Origin of the sequence: Amycolatopsis sp. CA-126428 (assembly GCF_002904335.1) — a bacterium.
In the GTDB taxonomy this organism is placed as follows: domain Bacteria; phylum Actinomycetota; class Actinomycetes; order Mycobacteriales; family Pseudonocardiaceae; genus Amycolatopsis.
This window is the reverse complement of sequence record NZ_PPHF01000135.1, coordinates 21,700-39,142: the sequence shown is the minus strand read 5'-3', so window position 1 is coordinate 39,142 and position 17,443 is coordinate 21,700. Positions and strand designations below refer to the sequence as shown.

General features: G+C 71.7%; 18 protein-coding genes. 5 read left to right on the top strand and 13 right to left on the bottom strand.

The features are described 5' to 3' along the window. Positions 1 to 30 precede the first annotated feature (30 nt). Complete coding sequence (locus C2L58_RS32660; RefSeq protein ID WP_103341512.1) at positions 31 to 1,320, top strand: amidohydrolase family protein; 1,290 nt, start codon at positions 31 to 33, stop codon at positions 1,318 to 1,320. Here C2L58_RS32660 and C2L58_RS32655 read toward each other — a convergent pair. From C2L58_RS32655 to ruvC, 8 genes are all read right to left on the bottom strand, one after another. Continuing rightward, positions 1,296 to 3,647, bottom strand: coding sequence for a RelA/SpoT family protein (locus C2L58_RS32655; protein WP_103341511.1), 2,352 nt, complete (start codon positions 3,645 to 3,647; stop codon positions 1,296 to 1,298). The genes C2L58_RS32660 and C2L58_RS32655 overlap by 25 nt on opposite strands. Positions 3,648 to 3,826: 179 nt before the next feature. Beyond that, on the bottom strand, positions 3,827 to 4,345 hold the full coding sequence (locus C2L58_RS32650; RefSeq protein WP_103341510.1) for an adenine phosphoribosyltransferase: 519 nt from the start codon (positions 4,343 to 4,345) through the stop codon (positions 3,827 to 3,829). Position 4,346: 1 nt separating this feature from the next. After that, on the bottom strand, positions 4,347 to 5,561 hold the full coding sequence (gene secF, locus C2L58_RS32645) for a protein translocase subunit SecF (RefSeq protein WP_103341509.1): 1,215 nt from the start codon (positions 5,559 to 5,561) through the stop codon (positions 4,347 to 4,349). A gap of 1 nt (position 5,562) precedes the next feature. Further along, positions 5,563 to 7,353: a protein translocase subunit SecD gene (gene secD / locus C2L58_RS32640; RefSeq protein WP_199191561.1), complete on the bottom strand. Its 1,791-nt coding sequence runs from the start codon at positions 7,351 to 7,353 to the stop codon at positions 5,563 to 5,565. 237 nt (positions 7,354 to 7,590) lie between these two features. Further along, positions 7,591 to 8,001, bottom strand: a complete 411-nt coding sequence (gene yajC / locus C2L58_RS32635; protein WP_199191560.1) for a preprotein translocase subunit YajC — start codon at positions 7,999 to 8,001, stop codon at positions 7,591 to 7,593. A 135-nt stretch (positions 8,002 to 8,136) separates the two neighbouring features. Next, positions 8,137 to 9,204 carry a Holliday junction branch migration DNA helicase RuvB gene (gene ruvB / locus C2L58_RS32630; protein WP_199191559.1) on the bottom strand — a complete coding sequence of 356 codons (1,068 nt, stop codon included), beginning with the start codon at positions 9,202 to 9,204 and terminating at the stop codon, positions 8,137 to 8,139. Between the two features lie 8 nt (positions 9,205 to 9,212). Next, positions 9,213 to 9,809 (bottom strand): Holliday junction branch migration protein RuvA, encoded by a 597-nt coding sequence (gene ruvA / locus C2L58_RS32625; protein ID WP_103341506.1) that lies wholly within the window; start codon positions 9,807 to 9,809, stop codon positions 9,213 to 9,215. Then, positions 9,806 to 10,399: a crossover junction endodeoxyribonuclease RuvC gene (ruvC, locus tag C2L58_RS32620; RefSeq protein ID WP_199191558.1), complete on the bottom strand. Its 594-nt coding sequence runs from the start codon at positions 10,397 to 10,399 to the stop codon at positions 9,806 to 9,808. Before ruvC ends, ruvA begins: the two co-directional genes overlap by 4 nt. 75 nt (positions 10,400 to 10,474) lie before the next feature. Here ruvC and C2L58_RS32615 point away from each other — a divergent pair, with 75 nt between their 5' ends. Next, positions 10,475 to 10,915, top strand: a complete 441-nt coding sequence (locus C2L58_RS32615; protein WP_103341505.1) for a cupin domain-containing protein — start codon at positions 10,475 to 10,477, stop codon at positions 10,913 to 10,915. On the opposite strand, the gene C2L58_RS32610 is transcribed toward C2L58_RS32615, so the two are convergent. From C2L58_RS32610 to C2L58_RS32590, 5 genes are all read right to left on the bottom strand, one after another. Further along, entirely contained in the window at positions 10,912 to 11,463 is a 552-nt protein-coding gene (locus tag C2L58_RS32610; RefSeq protein WP_199191557.1) for a DUF4262 domain-containing protein, read from the bottom strand. The two genes, C2L58_RS32615 and C2L58_RS32610, sit on opposite strands and share 4 nt — an antisense overlap. Before the next feature lie 86 nt (positions 11,464 to 11,549). Then, the gene (locus tag C2L58_RS32605) at positions 11,550 to 12,305 is read right to left on the bottom strand and encodes a YebC/PmpR family DNA-binding transcriptional regulator (protein ID WP_013227126.1); all 756 of its coding nucleotides are present in this window, start codon (positions 12,303 to 12,305) and stop codon (positions 11,550 to 11,552) included. A gap of 41 nt (positions 12,306 to 12,346) precedes the next feature. Next, complete coding sequence (gene pdxT, locus C2L58_RS32600; RefSeq protein ID WP_103341503.1) at positions 12,347 to 12,967, bottom strand: pyridoxal 5'-phosphate synthase glutaminase subunit PdxT; 621 nt, start codon at positions 12,965 to 12,967, stop codon at positions 12,347 to 12,349. A gap of 257 nt (positions 12,968 to 13,224) precedes the next feature. Continuing rightward, positions 13,225 to 13,545, bottom strand: a complete 321-nt coding sequence (locus C2L58_RS32595; RefSeq protein ID WP_103341502.1) for an AzlD domain-containing protein — start codon at positions 13,543 to 13,545, stop codon at positions 13,225 to 13,227. Next, positions 13,545 to 14,237, bottom strand: coding sequence for an AzlC family ABC transporter permease (locus tag C2L58_RS32590; RefSeq protein ID WP_146073722.1), 693 nt, complete (start codon positions 14,235 to 14,237; stop codon positions 13,545 to 13,547). Before C2L58_RS32590 ends, C2L58_RS32595 begins: the two co-directional genes overlap by 1 nt. Positions 14,238 to 14,305: 68 nt before the next feature. On the opposite strand from C2L58_RS32590, the gene C2L58_RS32585 reads away from it, so the two are divergent. The 3 genes from C2L58_RS32585 (at position 14,306) to C2L58_RS32575 (ending at position 17,423) form a co-directional block, all read left to right on the top strand. Next, positions 14,306 to 14,869 (top strand): helix-turn-helix domain-containing protein, encoded by a 564-nt coding sequence (locus tag C2L58_RS32585; protein ID WP_199191556.1) that lies wholly within the window; start codon positions 14,306 to 14,308, stop codon positions 14,867 to 14,869. 183 nt (positions 14,870 to 15,052) lie between these two features. Continuing rightward, positions 15,053 to 16,243 (top strand): FAD-dependent oxidoreductase, encoded by a 1,191-nt coding sequence (locus tag C2L58_RS32580; protein WP_103341500.1) that lies wholly within the window; start codon positions 15,053 to 15,055, stop codon positions 16,241 to 16,243. A gap of 16 nt (positions 16,244 to 16,259) precedes the next feature. Next, positions 16,260 to 17,423: an acyl-CoA dehydrogenase family protein gene (locus C2L58_RS32575; protein ID WP_103341499.1), complete on the top strand. Its 1,164-nt coding sequence runs from the start codon at positions 16,260 to 16,262 to the stop codon at positions 17,421 to 17,423. Positions 17,424 to 17,443 lie beyond the last annotated feature (20 nt).

Here is a 17,443-nt window from a genome sequence, read left to right as displayed (position 1 = left end):
GTTGACGCATCAACTCTTGGGAGGACGCTGATGAACACGCTCGTGCGCGGTGGCCTGGTGGTCAGCATGGATCCGGCGGTCGGGACACTCCCCCGCGGGGACGTGCTCATCGAGGACGGCCGGATCGCCGCGGTGGGCCCGGACCTGGACGCGGCCGGGGCCGAGGTCGTCGACGCGGGAGGCAAGATCGTCCTTCCCGGGTTCGTCGACACCCACCGGCACACCTGGCAGACCGCGTTCCGCGGTCTCGGCGCCGACTGGACGTTCGGCCAGTACCGCGTCGCCGTGCACGGCACGCTCGGGCCGCACTACCGCCCCGAAGACGTCTACCTGGGCAACCTGCTCGGCCGGATCGAAGCGCTGAACTCGGGGGTCACCACCCTGCTCGACTGGTTCCACCGCGCCGACCGCCCCGAGAACGCCGACGCCGCGATCCAGGCCCTGCATGACGCGCCGGGCCGCTCGATCTTCTGCTACGGCGCCGCCGGGCCGGACATCGCGCCGGAGATCCGGCGGGTCCGGGCCCTGCTCCCGGGCGAAGACATGGCCCTCGGCCTGCGCGGCCCGGTGATGTCCACACTGGACGAAACCGCCGCGGACGTCGCGCTGGCGCGGGAACTCGGCCTGCCGGTGAGCATGCACGTCCACGGCACCGGCGGCTGGCCGCGCGGTGACCGGCCGATCGCGGAACTGCACGAGCGCGGCCTGCTCGACGACCGCACGACCGTCGTCCACGGCAACGGCCTCTCCGACGACCAGCTGGCGATGCTGGCCGACGCGGGCGGCTCGGTGTCGGTCAGCCCGGACGTCGAGCTGAAGATGGGCTTCGAACCGCTCATCACCGCCCGGGCCCTCTCCGCCGGAATCCGCCCGTCGCTGTCGGTCGACGACTGCCCGTCCGCCGGCGGCGACATGTTCTCCGCCATGCGCACCGCGCTGGCCGCCGAGCGCGGCGCCCTCACGACCCGGGACGTCCTCGCGTTCGCCACGGTGGACGGGGCCCGGACCTGCGGGCTCGGCGCCCGGACCGGCAGCATCACCGTCGGCAAGGACGCCGACCTGGTCCTGCTCGACGCCGAGGACCCGGCGGTCTTCCCGGTGGGCGACGCCGTCGGCACGATCGTCAGCGCCGGTCACCCCGGCCTGGTCGACAGCGTGTTCGTCGCCGGAACGGCGGTCAAACGCCACGGCAGGCTGCTCGGCCTCGATCTCCCGGCCCTGCGCGCGCGGCTGCTCGAGTCCCGCGACCGGATCGCCGCGGCCGCGGGCATCCCGGTCGACGGGTCGTGGCAGCCTCAGGAAGCGGACGTCACGCGGTAGACGTCGTAGACACCTTCCACGCCGCGGACCACCTTGAGGACGTGGCCGAGGTGCTTCGTGTCGCCCATCTCGAACGAGAACCGGCTGACCGCGACCCGGTCCCGCGACGTCGTCACCGACGCAGACAGGATGTTGACCTTCTCGTCGGCCAGCACCTTGGTCACGTCCGAAAGGAGGCGGTGCCGGTCGAGCGCCTCGACCTGGATGGCCACCAGGAACACCGAAGACGCCGAGGGCGCCCACTCGACCTCGACCAGCCGCTCGGGCTGGGACTGCAGGTCGCCGGCGTTCGTGCAGTCGGTGCGGTGCACCGAAACGCCGCCGCCGCGGGTCACGAACCCGAGGATCTCGTCGCCCGGCACCGGCGTGCAGCAGCGGGCCAGCTTCGCCCAGACGTCGCTGGCGCCCTTGACCACCACGCCGACGTCGTTGGAGCCGCGGCGGCGGGTCACCGTGGACGGCGTCGCGCGCTCGGCGAGCTCCTCCTCCGCGGCGTCGACACCGCCGATCAGCGCGACCAGGCGCTGCACGACGTGCTTCGCGCTCGTGTGGCCCTCGCCGACCGCCGCGTACAGCGACGAGATGTCGGCGTGGCGCAGCTCGGTGGCCACCGCGCCCATCGACTCCGCGGAGACCAGCCGCTGGATCGGCAGGCCGACCTTGCGGATCTCCTTGGTGATGGCTTCCTTGCCGCCTTCGATCGCCTCGTCGCGGCGTTCCTTGGCGAACCACTGCCGGATCTTGGCGCGCGCCTTCGGCGAGCCGGCGAACTGCAGCCAGTCCCGCGACGGCCCGGCGTTCTCCGCCTTCGACGTGAAGATCTCGACGACTTCGCCGTTCTCCAGCTTGCGTTCGAGCGCGACCAGGCGGCCGTTGACGCGGGCGCCGATGCAGCGGTGGCCGACCTCGGTGTGCACGGCGTAGGCGAAGTCGACCGGGGTCGACTCGACCGGGAGCGTGATCACGTCGCCCTTCGGCGTGAACACGAAGATCTCGCGCGAGGCCAGCTCGTAGCGCAGCGACTCGAGGAAGTCGCCCGGGTCCGCCGCCTCCCGCTGCCAGTCGAGGAGCTGGCGCATCCACGCCATCTCGTCGACGTCCATGCCGTTGCCGCTGTGGGTGCCCTTGGTTTCCTTGTAGCGCCAGTGCGCGGCGATGCCGTACTCGGCGGTGCGGTGCATCTCGTAGGTGCGGATCTGCACCTCGAGCGGCTTGCCGTCCGGGCCGATCACCGTGGTGTGCAGCGACTGGTAGACGCCGAAGCGCGGCTGCGCGATGTAGTCCTTGAACCGGCCGGGCACCGGCTGCCACAGCGCGTGCACGACCCCCATCGCCGCGTAGCAGTCCCGGACGTCCTCGACGAGGATCCGCACGCCGACCAGGTCGTGGATGTCGTCGAGGTCGCGGCCGCGGACGATCATCTTCTGGTGGATCGAGTAGTAGTGCTTCGGCCGGCCCTCGACCTTCGCGGTGATCCGCGACGACACGAGGTTGCTGGTCAGGTCCGTGATCACCGACCGCAGGTAGATGTCACGCGAGGGCGCGCGGTCGGCGACCAGGCGGACGATCTCGTCGTACTTCTTGGGCTGCAGGATGGCGAACGCGAGGTCCTCCAGCTCCCACTTGACCGTGGCCATGCCGAGCCGGTGGGCCAGCGGCGCGAGCACTTCCAGGGTCTCGCGGGCCTTGCGGGCCTGCTTCTCCGGCGGCAGGAAGCGCATGGTGCGCATGTTGTGCAGCCGGTCGGCGAGCTTGATGACCAGCACCCGGGGGTCCTTGGCCATCGCGATGACCATCTTGCGGATGGTCTCGGCTTCGGCGGACGAGCCGAGCTGCACCTTGTCCAGCTTCGTGACGCCGTCGACCAGCTCGGCGACCTTGTCGCCGAAGTCGGCCTTCAGGCTCTCGACGGCGTAGCCGGTGTCCTCGACCGTGTCGTGCAGCAGGGCCGCGACGAGCGTGGTCGTGTCCATGCCCAGCTCGGCGAGGATGGTGGCGACGGCCAGGGGGTGGGTGATGTACGGGTCGCCGGACTTGCGCCGCTGGTTGCGGTGCAGCTCCTCGGCGACGTCGTAGGCGCGCTGGAGCAGGCCGAGGTCGCCGTTGGGGTGCAGCTCGCGGTGGATGACGGCCAGGGGTTCGAGGACCTGCTTCACCGGGGCCGCGCGCTGCGCGGTGATCCGCCGGGCGAGCCGCGCCCGGACCCGCCGGGTCGCGGACGGGTTCGGCGCCGCACCGTTCGGCTTCGGCGGCGCGGGCGTTGCCGCCTGCCCGTTCTGCGGGGCGCCCTGCTTCGCGGGCACCCCGGCGTCGAGCTCCTGGCTCACCCGCACCTCCTGCTGCTCGTGCGGCCTTCGGACCACCAGGGTAGCCGTTGCACCTCGCGGCCCTGTCGGGTGCGCCCGTTCAGGGGGATGTGGGCCCCGCCACCAGCCGCTTCACCGTCGTGAGTGGTAAGGCGGGTTAGAACCCGCCTTACCACTCACGACAAGCCGCGGCAGACCCGTCAACAGGTGTGGAGGGCGTGGACCTTCCGGTCGCCGAGGACCTGGCGGCCGCCCAGGGCGGCCAGTTCCAGGACGACCGACACGCTGTCGACCACCGCGCCCGCGTCCTCCAGGAGCTTGCCGGTGGCCGCGACCGTGCCACCCGTGGCCAGGACGTCGTCGAGGACCGCGATCCGCTGGCCCGGCTTGACCACGCCGGCCGGGAGCTCGACCGTCGCCGTGCCGTACTCCAGGGCGTAGTCGACGCGGCCCGCCACCAGCGGCAGTTTGCCGGGCTTGCGGATCAGCACCACGCCGAGGCCGCAGGCGTACCCGACGGCCGCGGCGAGGAGGAAGCCGCGGGCCTCCACGCCGGCGAGCGCCTCGACCGAAGGGTCGAGGGTGCCCGCCAGCGCGTCGGTCACCGCTTTGAACGCGCCCGCGTCCGCGAACAGCGGGCTCAGGTCGCGGAACAGCACACCGGGCTCGGGGAAGTCCGGCACCTCGGCGATCAGGCCGAGGGCATCGTCGAGCTGCACGTCAGCGCTTCCGCTTCCCGGCCGGGCGCTGCTTCTGGATCCGGGCGGGGACGCTGGACGCGGCCGCGTACGCCTTCTCCTTGCGCAGTTCCTTGGCCAGCGCGTCGTCGTCCGAGGCGTCGAAGTCCTCGCCCGCGGCCTTGCGCTCCTGGCTGACCCGGCGCTGCCGGACGCGCTCGGCCTGCTGCTGGTACTTCGGGTCGCGCATCTTGAAGTCGACCAGCAGCGGCGTCGCCAGGGCGACCGACGACAGGACGCCGACGAGGGTACCGGTGAGCTGCACCAGCGCCAGGTCCTGCAGCGTGCCCGAGCCGAGCAGCACGTACCCGACGATCAGCAGGCCGAGGATCGGCAGCAGCGCGATGAACGCCGTGTTGAACGACCGCATCAGGGTCTGGTTCAGCGCGAGGTTCGCGGCCTCGGCGTACGTGCGGCGGGTCAGCCCGAGCAGGCCGCGGGTGTTCTCGCGGACCTTGTCGAACACCACCACCGTGTCGTAGAGCGAGAACCCGAGGATGGTCAGCAGGCCGATCACGGTCGCCGGGGTGACCTCGAAGCCGACCAGCGAGTACACCCCCGCGGTGACCAGGATGTCGTGCAACAGCGAGACCAGCGCCGCCACGGCCATCCGCGCGTCGAAGTAGATCGCCAGGAAGATGACCACCGCGACGAGGAACACCGCGAGCGCGAGCAGCGCCTTCTGCGAGATCTCCCCGCCCCACGAGGCGCTCACCGCGCTGTCGCTGATCGCCTGGACGCTGGGCTGGCCGTTGGTGCCCTTCGGGCCCAGGTCCTGGAACAGCCCCTGCTTGAGCTTGCCGACGTCGGCCGCGTTCAGCGTGTCGGTGCGGATCTGGATGGTCGACGCGGCACCCGTGCCGACCTTCTGCGTCTCCGCGGCCGGGTGGCCGAGGGCCTTCTGGAACGACTCCTTGGCCTGCTCCTCGGTGATCACGCCGTGGATGCCGTTGGCCGGCAGCTGGATCTGCGTGCCGCCCTCGAACTCGATGCCGATGTTGAAGTCGCGGAAGATCATCGACGCGAGGCACACCAGCACCAGGGCCGAGAAGAAGATGTACCAGCGCTTGCGCTTGCCGACGACGTCGAACGCGCCGGTGCCCACGTACAGCCGGTGGAAGACGCTTTCCCTCTTGCCGGGCTTCGCCGCCGCCTTGGCGTTGCCTTCGGCGTCCGTGCCCAGTTCTTCGACCCCCACGTCAGGCCTCCTTCACGTTCGCGCGGCCGACCGAGGTCGACTTCTTCCGCTGCGAACCCAGTTGCTGCACGGCGCCGAGGCCCAGGTGCCTCGGATTGGACAGGAACGCGTTCTTGGACGTGGACACCATGGCCACCAGCGGGTGCGTCACGAGGTACACGACGACCAGGTCGAGCACCGTGGACATGCCGAGGGTGAACGCGAAGCCCTGGACGTCGCCGACCGCGATGACGTACAGGATGGCCGCGGCCAGGAAGCTCACGCCGTCCGAAGCCAGGATGGTGCGCCGGGCGCGGACCCAGCCGCGCGGCACCGCGGACCGGAACGTCCGGCCCTCCCGGATTTCGTCTTTGAGCCGTTCGAAGTAGATGACGAACGAGTCCGCCGTGATGCCGATGGCGATGATCAGGCCGGCGATGCCCGCGAGGTCCAGCGTGTAGCCGATCCAGCGGCCGAGCAGCACCAGCACCGCGAACACCAGCGCGCCGGACAGGGCCAGCGAGAGGATGGTGAGCACGCCGAGCAGCCGGTAGTAGAACAGGCAGTAGACGAAGACCACCAGCAGGCCGATGCCGCCGGCGATCAGGCCGGCCTGCAGCGAAGCGAAGCCGAGGGTGGCCGACACCGTCGTCGCGTCCGAGGAGGCGAACGACAGCGGCAGCGAGCCGTACTTGAGGATGTCCGACAGGTCCTTGGCCTCGGCCTGGGTGAACTTGCCGGTGATCTGGGTGTTGCCGTCGACGATCGCGACCTGGATGTTCGGCGCGGACACGACCTGCGTGTCGAGCACGAACGCGGCCTGCTGGCCGACGTTCTTCGTCGTGAAGTCCGCCCAGATCTTGGTGCCCTCGCTCTTGAAGCTGAGGTTCACCACCCACTGGCCGTTCTGCGAGTTGTAGCTCGAGTTCGCGTCCGCGATCTCGGTGCCCGGCAGGAACTCCGGCTCCATCAGGTACTTGTACGTGTCGTGGTCACCGCAGGCGACCAGCGGCAGGCGCGGGTCGTCGTTGCCCTCGAGGGGGTCCTTGGCGTTCGGCGCGCAGGTGAGCGCCGTCATCGCCTTCGAGACGAGCTCCTGGTTCGGCTGGCCGTCGGCGCCGATCAGCTGCGGGTTCTGCCGGAGGGCCTTGGCGGCCTGGATCTCCTTCGCGGTCTCCGCGTCGACCGAGCCGTCCGAGGGGGCCGGTGCCGGGGTCGACGCGGGCGGCGGAGTGCTGCTGCTCGGCGCGGCCGGCGTGGTGCTCTGCTGCTGCGCGAGCGCCGCGCCCGGGGTGCCACCGCCACCGGGCTTGCTCGTCGGGGCACCCGAGGTCGCTGCCGGCGCGCCCGAAGACGGCGGCGTCGAGCTGCTCGGGGCGCCCGACGGGGGCGGGGTCGTGGCGGGCGGCGCGGTCTGCGGCGGCACCACCGGCTGGGTGGCGGCCGAGACGACCTTCCGGAAGCCCAGCTTCGCGGTCTTGCCCAGGCTCTTCGCCTGGTCGCCCTGCTCGCCCGGAACCGTGATGACGACGTTGTTGCCGTCGAGGAGGACCTCGGTGCCGCCGACGCCGATCCCGTTGACGCGCCGTTCGATGATCTGGCGCGCCTGGTTCAGGGACTCGCGGGTCGGCTGGCCGCCGTCGGGAGTGCGGGCGGTGAGCGTGACCCGGGTGCCGCCCTGCAGGTCGATACCCAGCTTCGGGGTCGGCTTGTGGTTGCCGGTGAGGAACACCAGCGCGTACAAGACGATCACGATCAGGGCGAACAGGGCGAGATAGCGTCCCGGGCGGAGATGCCCGGCTGAAGCTGCCACGGTTGCTTCGGTCTCCTCGGACGGGGTGGGACCCCCACGTTGCGGTGCCCGCCCGGAGGGTTACCGGGAGGGACTGTGTGCATTCACCGGCCGTGTGCGATTCACTCCCGGGCACGGGTATGACGGCGGACACGCACGCAGCACCGAGACACTACTCGGTGCTGCGTGAGCCCGGCGTGCGAGGCCGTACCGACTTTCGTCGGGATTCCCCGCCCGGCCCAGGAGTGCCGCGGAAGGCTACTTCTTGCCGTGCTCCAGCGGCGGCGCCACCTGCGCGGTGGTCTGCGGCTCGTCGGCCTTGACACCGGCGGACGACTCGATGATCGACGGCTCCTCGGCGGGGGCCTCGACCACGTCGTCGGCGGAGTCCTCGTCGGTCTCGACGACCGGCTCGACCTTCTCGCGGACCGCCAGGCGCAGCCAGGTGGTGACGACACCGGGGGCGATCTCGATGTCGATCGTGGTGTCGCCCGAAGTGTCGGCGACGGTGCCGTACAGACCGGACGTGGTCATCACGCGGTCACCGGGCGCCAGGCTGCTCTGCAGGTCCTGCTGCGCGGCCTGCTGCTTCTTCTGCTTGCGGGTGCTCATCACCAGCGGCACGGCGAGGACGAGCACGAGCAGCAGGGGCAGCAATAGCTGTTGCATGATTCTCCGTTCGACGGACACCCGGGCCCAGCCGAAATGTCCGGTTTTTGGGTATGTGCTCCTGTCGAGTGTGCCAGGTACCAGCGCGGACGCCAGCACCCACCCGCCGGTACGGGCCGCTCGGCCTGTTCGAACTCAGTCCTGCCCGAACAGCGACGGCCCGCCCGGGTCCGGGCGCCCCGGGAGGTCCGCGGGCGGCACCATGCCGAGGTGTTCCCACGCGGTCGCGGTCGCGACGCGGCCACGCGGGGTGCGGGCGAGCATACCGGCGCGCACGAGGTAGGGCTCGCAGACCTCTTCCACCGTGGTCGCCTCCTCCCCCACGGCCACCGCCAGCGTCGAAATGCCCACCGGCCCGCCACCGAAGGACCTGGTCAGCGCGGTGAGCACGGCCCGGTCGAGCCGGTCGAGCCCCAGCTCGTCGACGTCGTAGACGGCCAGCGCGGCGCGGGCGACGTCGCGGGTCACCTTGCCGTCGGCGCGGACCTCGGCGTAGTCGCGGACGCGCCGCAGCAGCCGGTTCGCGATCCGGGGCGTGCCCCGCGAACGGCCGGCGATCTCGGCGCAGCCGTCGCGGTCGATCGGGATGTCGAGGATCGTCGCGGCGCGGCGGACGACCAGCTCCAGCTCGGCGTCGGTGTAGAACTCCATCTGGCCGGTGAAGCCGAACCGGTCCCGCAGCGGGCCGGTCAGCGAGCCGGACCGGGTGGTCGCGCCGACCAGCGTGAACGGGGCGATTTCCAGCGGGATGCTGGTGGCGCCCGGGCCCTTGCCGACGACGACGTCGACGCGGAAGTCCTCCATCGCGAGGTAGAGCATCTCCTCGGCGGGGCGGGCGATCCGGTGGATCTCGTCGATGAACAGGACGTCGCCCGGCGCGAGGTTGGACAGCATCGCGGCGAGGTCGCCGGCCCGCTCGAGGGCCGGGCCGGAGGTGATCCGGATGGCCGCGCCCAGCTCGGCCGCGACGATCATCGCCATCGACGTCTTGCCCAGCCCGGGCGGCCCGGACAGCAGGACGTGGTCGGGCGGCACGCCGCGGCGGCGCGCGCTCTCCAGCACCAGCTCGAGCTGCTCGCGCACGCGCGGCTGGCCGACGAACTCGTCGAGCTTGCGCGGCCGCAGCGTGCCCTCGACGTTCTCTTCGCCGGTCTGGGCCCACGCCGAGAGGGCTTCCTCTTCCTCCACGGCTTCATACTCCATGCCCGCGCCTACCGCTTGCGGCCGAGGGTGGCCAGGGCGGCGCGCAGCACGCCGGCCGTCGTGTGGCCGTCACCGTCGGCGAGGACCTTGTCGACGGCCTGCTCGGCCTGCTTGGCCGGGAACCCGAGCCCGGCCAGCGCCTCGACGACCTCGGCCCGCAGGGCGCCGGGGGCGGTGACGGCGGGCGCGTCGCCCGGGCCGGCGAGGGCGGTGACCTTGTCGCGCAGTTCGAGGGTGAGCCGTTCGGCGCCCTTGCGGCCGATGCCGGGCACCGACGTCAGCACGGTGATGTTGCCTTCGACCAGCGCGGCCCGCAGCTTGCCGGGGTCGAGCACGGCGAGGGTGGCCAGCGCGAGCCGCGGCCCGATCCCGGACACCGTCTGCAGCAGCCCGAACAGCTCGCGCGCGTCGGCGTCGGCGAAGCCGAACAACGTCAGCGAGTCCTCGCGGACGACCAGCGCGGTGTGCAACCGGGCCTCTTCGCCGCGGCGCAGGGTCGCCAGCGTCGCCGGGGTGGCCTGCACGGCGAAGCCGACCCCGCCGACCTCGACCACGACGTGGTCGAGGCCGACCGAGAGGACTTCTCCGCGTACCGACGAGATCATCGTGCTGCTCCTGGGTTCTCGGCTTGCTTCGCCTGTTTCGCCGCCGCGGCGAGGCGGGCTTTGTGCGTGCGGGCCATCTCGGCCGCGCGGGCTTCGGCCTCGGCGAGCCGGGCCCGCATCGGCTCCCGCCAGAGGTGGCAGATGGCCAGCGCGAGGGCGTCCGCGGCGTCGGCCGGGTGCGGGGCGACCTCGAGGTTGAGCAGGCGCATCACCATGGCGGTGACCTGCGCCTTGTCGGCCCGGCCGGACCCGCTGACGGCGGCCTTGACCTCGCTCGGGGTGTGGAAAGCGACCGGCAGGCCCCGGCGGGCGGCGGCGAGCGCGACCACGCCACCGGCCTGGGCGGTGCCCATCGCGGTGCGGACGTTGTGCTGGGCGAAGACGCGCTCGACGGCCACGGCCTGCGGCTTGTACTTGTCCAGCCACCGCTCGACCTCGTCGGAGATGCCGAGCAGGCGGTGCGCCAGATCGGCGTCCGCCGGCGTCCGCACGACGTCGACCGCGACGCAGCGCACGACCCGGCCCTTGCCGCCGTCGACCACCCCCAGGCCGCACCTGGTCAGACCGGGGTCGACCCCGAGCACGCGCACCAGTATTTCCTTCCCGCCGCGAACACCAGTTCGAGCTTGCAGGCTACTGGGCCCGTCTGCGGCAGGATGGGTGACATGCCGGAGCCATCCGATTTCGTCACCCACCTGGGCCTCCAGCCGCTGCCCGTCGAAGGCGGGCGGTGGGCGCAGAGCTGGCGGGCGGAGACCGGCTCGGCGATCTACTACCTGCTCGTCGCGCCCGAGGCCTCCGCCCCGCACCGCCTGGACCGGGTCGAGGTCTACGCCCACCACGCCGGCGCGCCCGCGGCCATGCTGCTGCTGCACCCGGACGGCTCGGTCGAGCGGCCGGTGCTGGGGACCGACGTCGCCGCCGGGGAACGTCCGCAGGTCGTGGTGCCCGCCGGGACGTGGCAGGCCACCGTCACGTGCGGCGCGTGGAGCCTGCTGGGCACGGTCGTGGTGCCGCCCTACACCGACGACTGCGTGGAGTTCGCGGCCGCGGCCGAGCTGGCGCTGAAGTATCCGGAAGCGGCCGCCGACCTGCGGAAGTTCTAGGGGCCGTCGACGCCGGGGGTCCAGCTTTCCGGGCCGCCGCTCTCGGTGAGCACCAGCTGCCACCGCGCGAACCCCTCGGGCGCGTCCGGGTGCCAGGGGAACTTGCCCTCCGGCGTCGCGACGATCAGCTGCAGCGCCGGGAAGTCGCCGTCCGGGTAGATGAGGAACGCCGTGCCGAAGTATTCGGGGTAGTGCCCCTTGTTGACGCGCTCGAGGACCACCGGGACGCCGTCGAAGAAGTCGTCGTAGCGCCGGCCGACCTCGAAGATCTCGCCGTTGGCGGCCCGGTCGACGTAGGCGTCGAGCAGCACCTGCCCCATCTGGCCGGGCAGCCCGACCACGACGGCCTCCGGCACGTTGTGCAGCGCCCACGCGCACGCGGTGAAGCTGTAGCCGGCACCCTCGTCGTCGGCGGCGACGTTGATGACGGCGTTGCCGCGCTCCTTCGCCTGCCCCTCGATCCATTCGATGAGGCGCAGTTCTTCCGCGGACAGTTCGGCGGTGATGTCGGCGGGAGCGGCGGGGGTCGTCGAGGTCACGGCGCACATTCTGCCTGACGAGCCCGCCGGAGCCCAGTGCCCGGGCCGGAAAGTTTCCGGCCCGGGCACGAAAGCGGTGCGGCGTAAGGGAAAACTCAGCCGACTTCGGCGAGCACCTCGTCCGACACATCGAAGTTCGCGTACACGTTCTGGACGTCGTCACAATCCTCGAGGGCGTCGATCAGCTTGAAGACCTTCTTCGCGCCGTCGACGTCGAGGGGGACGTTCACCGTCGGGAGGAAGGTGAGCTCCGCCGACTCGTACTCGAACCCGGCCTCCTGGAGCGCCTTGCGCACCGGCACCAGGTCGCCGCCCTCGCAGACGATCTCGAAGCTCTCGTCGAGGTCGTTGACCTCTTCGGCGCCGGCGTCGAGCACCGCCATCAGGACGTCGTCCTCGGTGGCGTCGCCCTTCGGCATGATCACCACGCCCTTGCGGTTGAACATGTACGCGACCGACCCCGGGTCGGCGAGGGAGCCGTTGTTGCGCGTGAGCGCGGTGCGGACCTCCATCGCGGCGCGGTTCTTGTTGTCGGTGAGGCACTCGATCAGCACCGCCACGCCGTTGGGGCCGTAGCCCTCGTACGTGATGTCCTGCCAGTCGGCGCCACCGGCCTCTTCACCGGCGCCGCGCTTGCGGGCGCGCTCGATGTTGTCCTGCGGGACCGAGTTCTTCTTCGCCTTCTGGATGGCGTCGTAGAGCGTGGGGTTGCCATCCGGGTCGCCACCACCGGTGCCGGTCCGCGCGGCCACCTCGATGTTCTTGATCAACCGCGCGAAGAGCTTGCCGCGCTTCGCGTCGAGGTTGGCCTTCTTGTGCTTCGTGGTGGCCCACTTGGAGTGGCCGCTCATCTCTCCTCCATCTGTTCCGTACCCCGGCCGGGCACCGCGTCTCAGCCGGCCTTTCGCACAAGGTCGACGAACAGCCGGTGCACCCGCACGTCGGGCGTGAGTTCCGGGTGGAACGCGGTCGCCAGCACCGCCCCTTGCCGGACCGCGACGATCCTAGCGGTCTCCTCGTCCACGCCGGGCACGCCGCTGACCGTGGCCAGCACCTCGACGCCGTCCCCGGCCTTCTCGACCCAGGGCGCGCGGATGAACACGGCGTGCACGGGCCCGCTGTCGACCTCGGCGAAGTCGAGGTCCGCCTCGAACGAGTCGACCTGCCTGCCGAAGGCGTTGCGCCGGACGACGACGTCCAGGCCGCCGAGCTGCTGCTGGTCGGGCCGCCCGTCGAGGGTCTGCCGCGCCAGGAGGATCATCCCGGCGCACGACCCGAAGGCCGGCAGCCCCTCGGCGATCCGCGCTTTGAGGGGTTCCAGCAGCTCGAAGCTCTCCAGCAGCCGCGACATGGTGGTGGACTCGCCACCGGGCAGCACCAAACCGTCCACTTCGGACAGCTCACCGGCCCGCCGGACCGGCACGGCCCGCGCGCCCGCTTCGGCCAGCATCGCGACGTGCTCGCGCACGGCACCCTGCATGGCGAGCACACCGATGACCGGCTCCGACGACACCCGACCTCCCGAAAGACCTTCCCACCAGCCTAGACGCACCGGCCCGGCGGCTTACCGGCAGGTCAGAACCGCTCCCGCCCGCCTTCACCGGCACCCGGCCCGAACGAGGCTCCACCGCATCCGGAGCGGCGGCATCACCCATGACCGAGCAGGCATCACCCGTGATGCCCCTTGGCTCACGCGTAATGCCCGCTGGAACACGCGTGATGCCCGCCTGATCACGCCTGATGCCCCTTGCCGCACGCCGGCGCGGGCGGTCAGGGCACTCCGGCCAGCCTGAGCAGCGCCGCCGTCGCCGCGGCGGCCACCACCACCAGCGCGAACGGGACCTTCCGCCACGCCAGCACGCCGGCCACCAGCACCCCTGCCGGGCGGGCGATTCCGGCGAACCCGTGTCCCTCGGTCAGGGCGCTGACCGCGACCAGCGCCGCCAGCAGCACCACGGCCGCCAGGGCCATCAGCCGCTCGGCCTTCGGCGTCAGTTTCACGCGGCTGCGCAGCGCCGGCCCGGCGAACCGGAACGCGAACGTCCCGAGTGCCAGCACCCCGGTGGCGATCAGCAGTTCCATGCCGTCCATCAGTGCGCCTCCTCCAGCTCGGGCTCCTTCGCGGCCACCCCGGCCAGCACGCCGGCCAGCGCGAGCAGCACCGGCAGGCCCGCGGGCAGGAACGGCGTCGCCACCAGGGCGACCAGCACCCCGATGAGCACCGGCAGCCGGGCCGCCTTGTCACGCAGCGAGGGCAGCACGAGCGCCAGGAGCACCGCCGGGAACGCCGCGTCCAGGCCGAACGCGTCCGTGTCGCTGATCGCCGTGCCGGCGTACGCCCCGCCGACCACGCCGATGTTCCAGGAGACGAACAGGCCGATCCCGCACGCCCAGTACGCGGCACGCCGGCGGTGCGCCTCGCGCTGGGCCAGCGCGAACGCGACCGATTCGTCGATCATCAGGTGGCTGCCCGCCAGCCGGGCCGCCCACCGCTTCCCCAGGACGTCGCCGATCGCGAAGCCGAACGGCAGGTGCCGCGCGTTGGCCAGCAGCCCGGCCAGCACCGCGGCGAACGGGTTGCCGCCCGCGGCGACGATGCCGATGAACATGAACTGCGACGCCCCGGCGAAGACCACCAGCGACATCAGCATCGGCAGCCACAGGGGGAAGCCGGAGCTCACCGCGATGGCGCCGTAGGAGACCCCCACGAGACAATCGGCGAGACAGACCAGGCCGATGTCACGGGCGAGGCCCCGATCGAGTGTTCGCCATATCGAACGCATGTGTTCTAGAGTGAACGCAAGGCCCCGTGTTCGTCAAGGCGAACGAAAAGACCGATGGAGCGAACAGCATGTCTCAGGAAGCCACCGGGGCGCCGCTGGAGATCATCGCGGCCTCGCTGCGCCGCGAACGGACGCGCGCGGGACTGTCGCTGACCGAGGTCGCGCGCCGCGCCGGCCTGGCCAAGTCGACGCTGTCGCAGCTCGAGTCGGGTGCCGGCAACCCGAGCGTCGAGACGCTGTGGGCCCTCGGCGTCGCTCTCGACGTGCCCTTTTCCCGGCTGGTCGAACCGGATCGGCCGAAGGTCCGGGTGGTGCGCGCGGGCAAGGGGCCGACGGTCTTCGCCGAACACGCCGACTACGCGTGCACACTCCTGTCGGCCTGCCCCTCCGGCGCCCGCCGCGACATCTACGTCGTCCGCGGCGAGCCGGGCACCCCGCGCCGCTCCGACCCGCACATGACCGGGGTGGTGGAGCACATCGTGCTGTGTGCCGGCCGCGCCCGGATCGGCGTCATGGACGACCCGGAGGAGCTCCTGCCCGGCGACTACATCTGCTACCCCGGCGACGTCCCGCACATCTTCGAAGCCCTCGAGCCGGGGACCTACGGCGTCGAGATCTCCGAATACATCTGACCCGTCACCGGTTTCGGGGCCGGCGGCCGAAGAGCACGGTCGAAGTGGGTCCGCCCGCGCTTTCCGCCATAGGTTGGCACCGGTCGCGACGCCGATCCGGACCAGCCGTCCGCCCTCGCCGCGCCCGCCGTTCCCGTCCCTCGCGAGCCAGCGGCTCGCTGACGTTCGTTGTGAGGCAGCCGCATGTACGACGTCATCGTGGTCGGGGCGCGCTGCGCCGGTGCGCCCACCGCCCTGTTGCTGGCCCGCGCGGGCCACCGGGTGCTCCTGCTCGACAAGTCGGCGTACGGCTCCGACACCCTCTCCACCCACCTCGTCCACCAGCCCGGGAGCGCGGCCCTCGCCCGCTGGGGAGTGCTGGACCACGTCCGCGCGTCGGGCTGCCCGCCACTGGAACGCACCGTCTACGAGATCGCCGACGTCCACATCGACGGGCGCGCCGGCGGCGTCGCGGGACAGCGGGCGAAGTTCGCCCCGCGGCGCCGTGTCCTGGACGCGCTGCTGGTGGACGCGGCCGTCGAGGCCGGGGCCGAGTTCCGCGACCGCTGCCGGGTGACCGGGCTGCGGTGGGACGCGACGGGCCGGGTCGTCGGGGTCGAAGGCCGGCACGGGGGCCGGAGCTTCACCGAAGACGCGCGGCTGGTGGTGGGCGCGGACGGCATGCGCTCCACCGTCGCCCGGCTGGTGGGAGCGCCGTACCGGGTGCAGGACCCGCTCATGACCTGCGCCTACCACACGTACTGGCCCGACGTGCCCGCCGACGGCGTGGAGCTGTACGAGCGGCCCGGCGGCTGGGTGGCCGCCGTGCGCACCAACGACGACGCGACCATCGTGCAGGCGTACTTCCCGCAGTCCCGGTTCGCGGAGGTCCGCACCGACGCGCGCAGGGCCTACGAGGAGCAGATCCGCGCCACCGCGCCCGCGCTGTACGAGCGGCTGCGGGGCCGGGAGCCCGCGGAGCGCCTGCACGGCAGCGGTGACCAGCAGAACTTCTTCCGGCAGGCGACCGGGCCCGGCTGGGTCCTCGCCGGCGACGCCGGGCACCACAAGGACTCCATCACCGCCCGCGGCATCAGCGACGCGTTCCGGCAGGCGGAAAGCCTGGTGACCGAGGTGGGCAGCGCGCTCGGCGGCGATCCCGCGCGGCTCGACGCCGCGCTCGCCCGGTTCGCCGAAGACCGGGACGCGACCCTCACCCCCGGCTACCAGGCCACGCTCGGCGTCGCCCGGCTGGCTCCGGCCCACGAGCAGCGGCTCGCCCTCCTGCGGGCCGTGCAGTCCGATCCGGAACTCGTCGCGACCTACCTCGACACGGTGGCCGGGACAGTGCCCCCGGACGCCCTCTACACGCCGAAGCTGCTCGCCCTCCTCTGAAGCCACCGGAGCGAAAATGGTCACCTTCACCGCCGAGCACGTCGCGCTGCGCAAGCTGGTCCGCGAGTTCTCCGAAAAGGAAATCGGGCCGTACGCCGACGAATGGGAAGCGAACGGGAGCTTCCCCGCGCACGAGCTGTTCCCGAAACTGGCCGAGCTCGGCCTGCTCGGCCTCGAGTACGACCCGGCGTACGGCGGCCAGGGCGCGGACCACCTCTGCACGGTGATCCTGCACGAGGAGCTCGGCCGCGTCGGACCCGCCGGCGTGGCCCTGGGCATCGGCATCCAGACGGACATGGCGACCCCGTCGCTGCACCGGTACGGCAGCGAGGAACTCAAGCAGCGGTACCTGGTCCCCGCGCTCAACGGCGAGGCGGTCTGCGCGGTCGCGGTGACCGAGCCCGATTCGGGCTCCGACGTGGCTGCCTTGACGACCCGGGCGGTGCGCGACGGCGACGACTGGGTGATCAACGGCTCGAAGGCCTACATCACCAACGGCACCCAGGCGGACTGGATCTGCCTGCTGGCCCGCACCTCCGGCAAGCCCGCCGGCGGCGCCGGCGGCGGCGTCGGCCTCTCGCAGATCATCGTCCCGGCGGACACCCCGGGCTTTCAGGTGTCCCGCAAGCTCGACAAGCTCGGGATGCGCTCCTCCGACACCGCCGAGCTGACGTTCACCGACGCGCGGGTCCCGGTCGCCAACACGATCGGCGAGATCGATCTCGGTTTCTACCAGCAGATGAGCCAGTTCCAGAACGAGCGCCTCGCCCTGAGCTACGCGGCGGTCGGCGGCATGGAGACGGCCCTCACCCGGACCGCGGACTACCTGAAGACCCGCAAGGTCTTCGACAAGCCACTGATCGGCAACCAGCACCTCGCCTTCACGCTGGCCGAGCTGAGTGCGCGGCTGGACGTCCTGCGGCACTACAACTACGCGGCCGCGGAGGCCTACATCCGCGGCGAGGACGTGAACCGGTTCGCGACCGTCGGGAAGCTGGAGGCGGGCCGCCTGGCCCGCGAGATCGCCGCGACGTGCCTGCAGTTCCACGGGGCCATCGGGTACATGGAGGAGATGTGGACCGCCCGCTACTTCCGGGACAGTCCCGTGTGGTCGATCGGCGGCGGCGCCGACGAGGTCATGCTGTACGTCCTGTCCCGGCTGGACGGCTACCACGCTTGAGAAGCCCGGCTGCCGGCCCG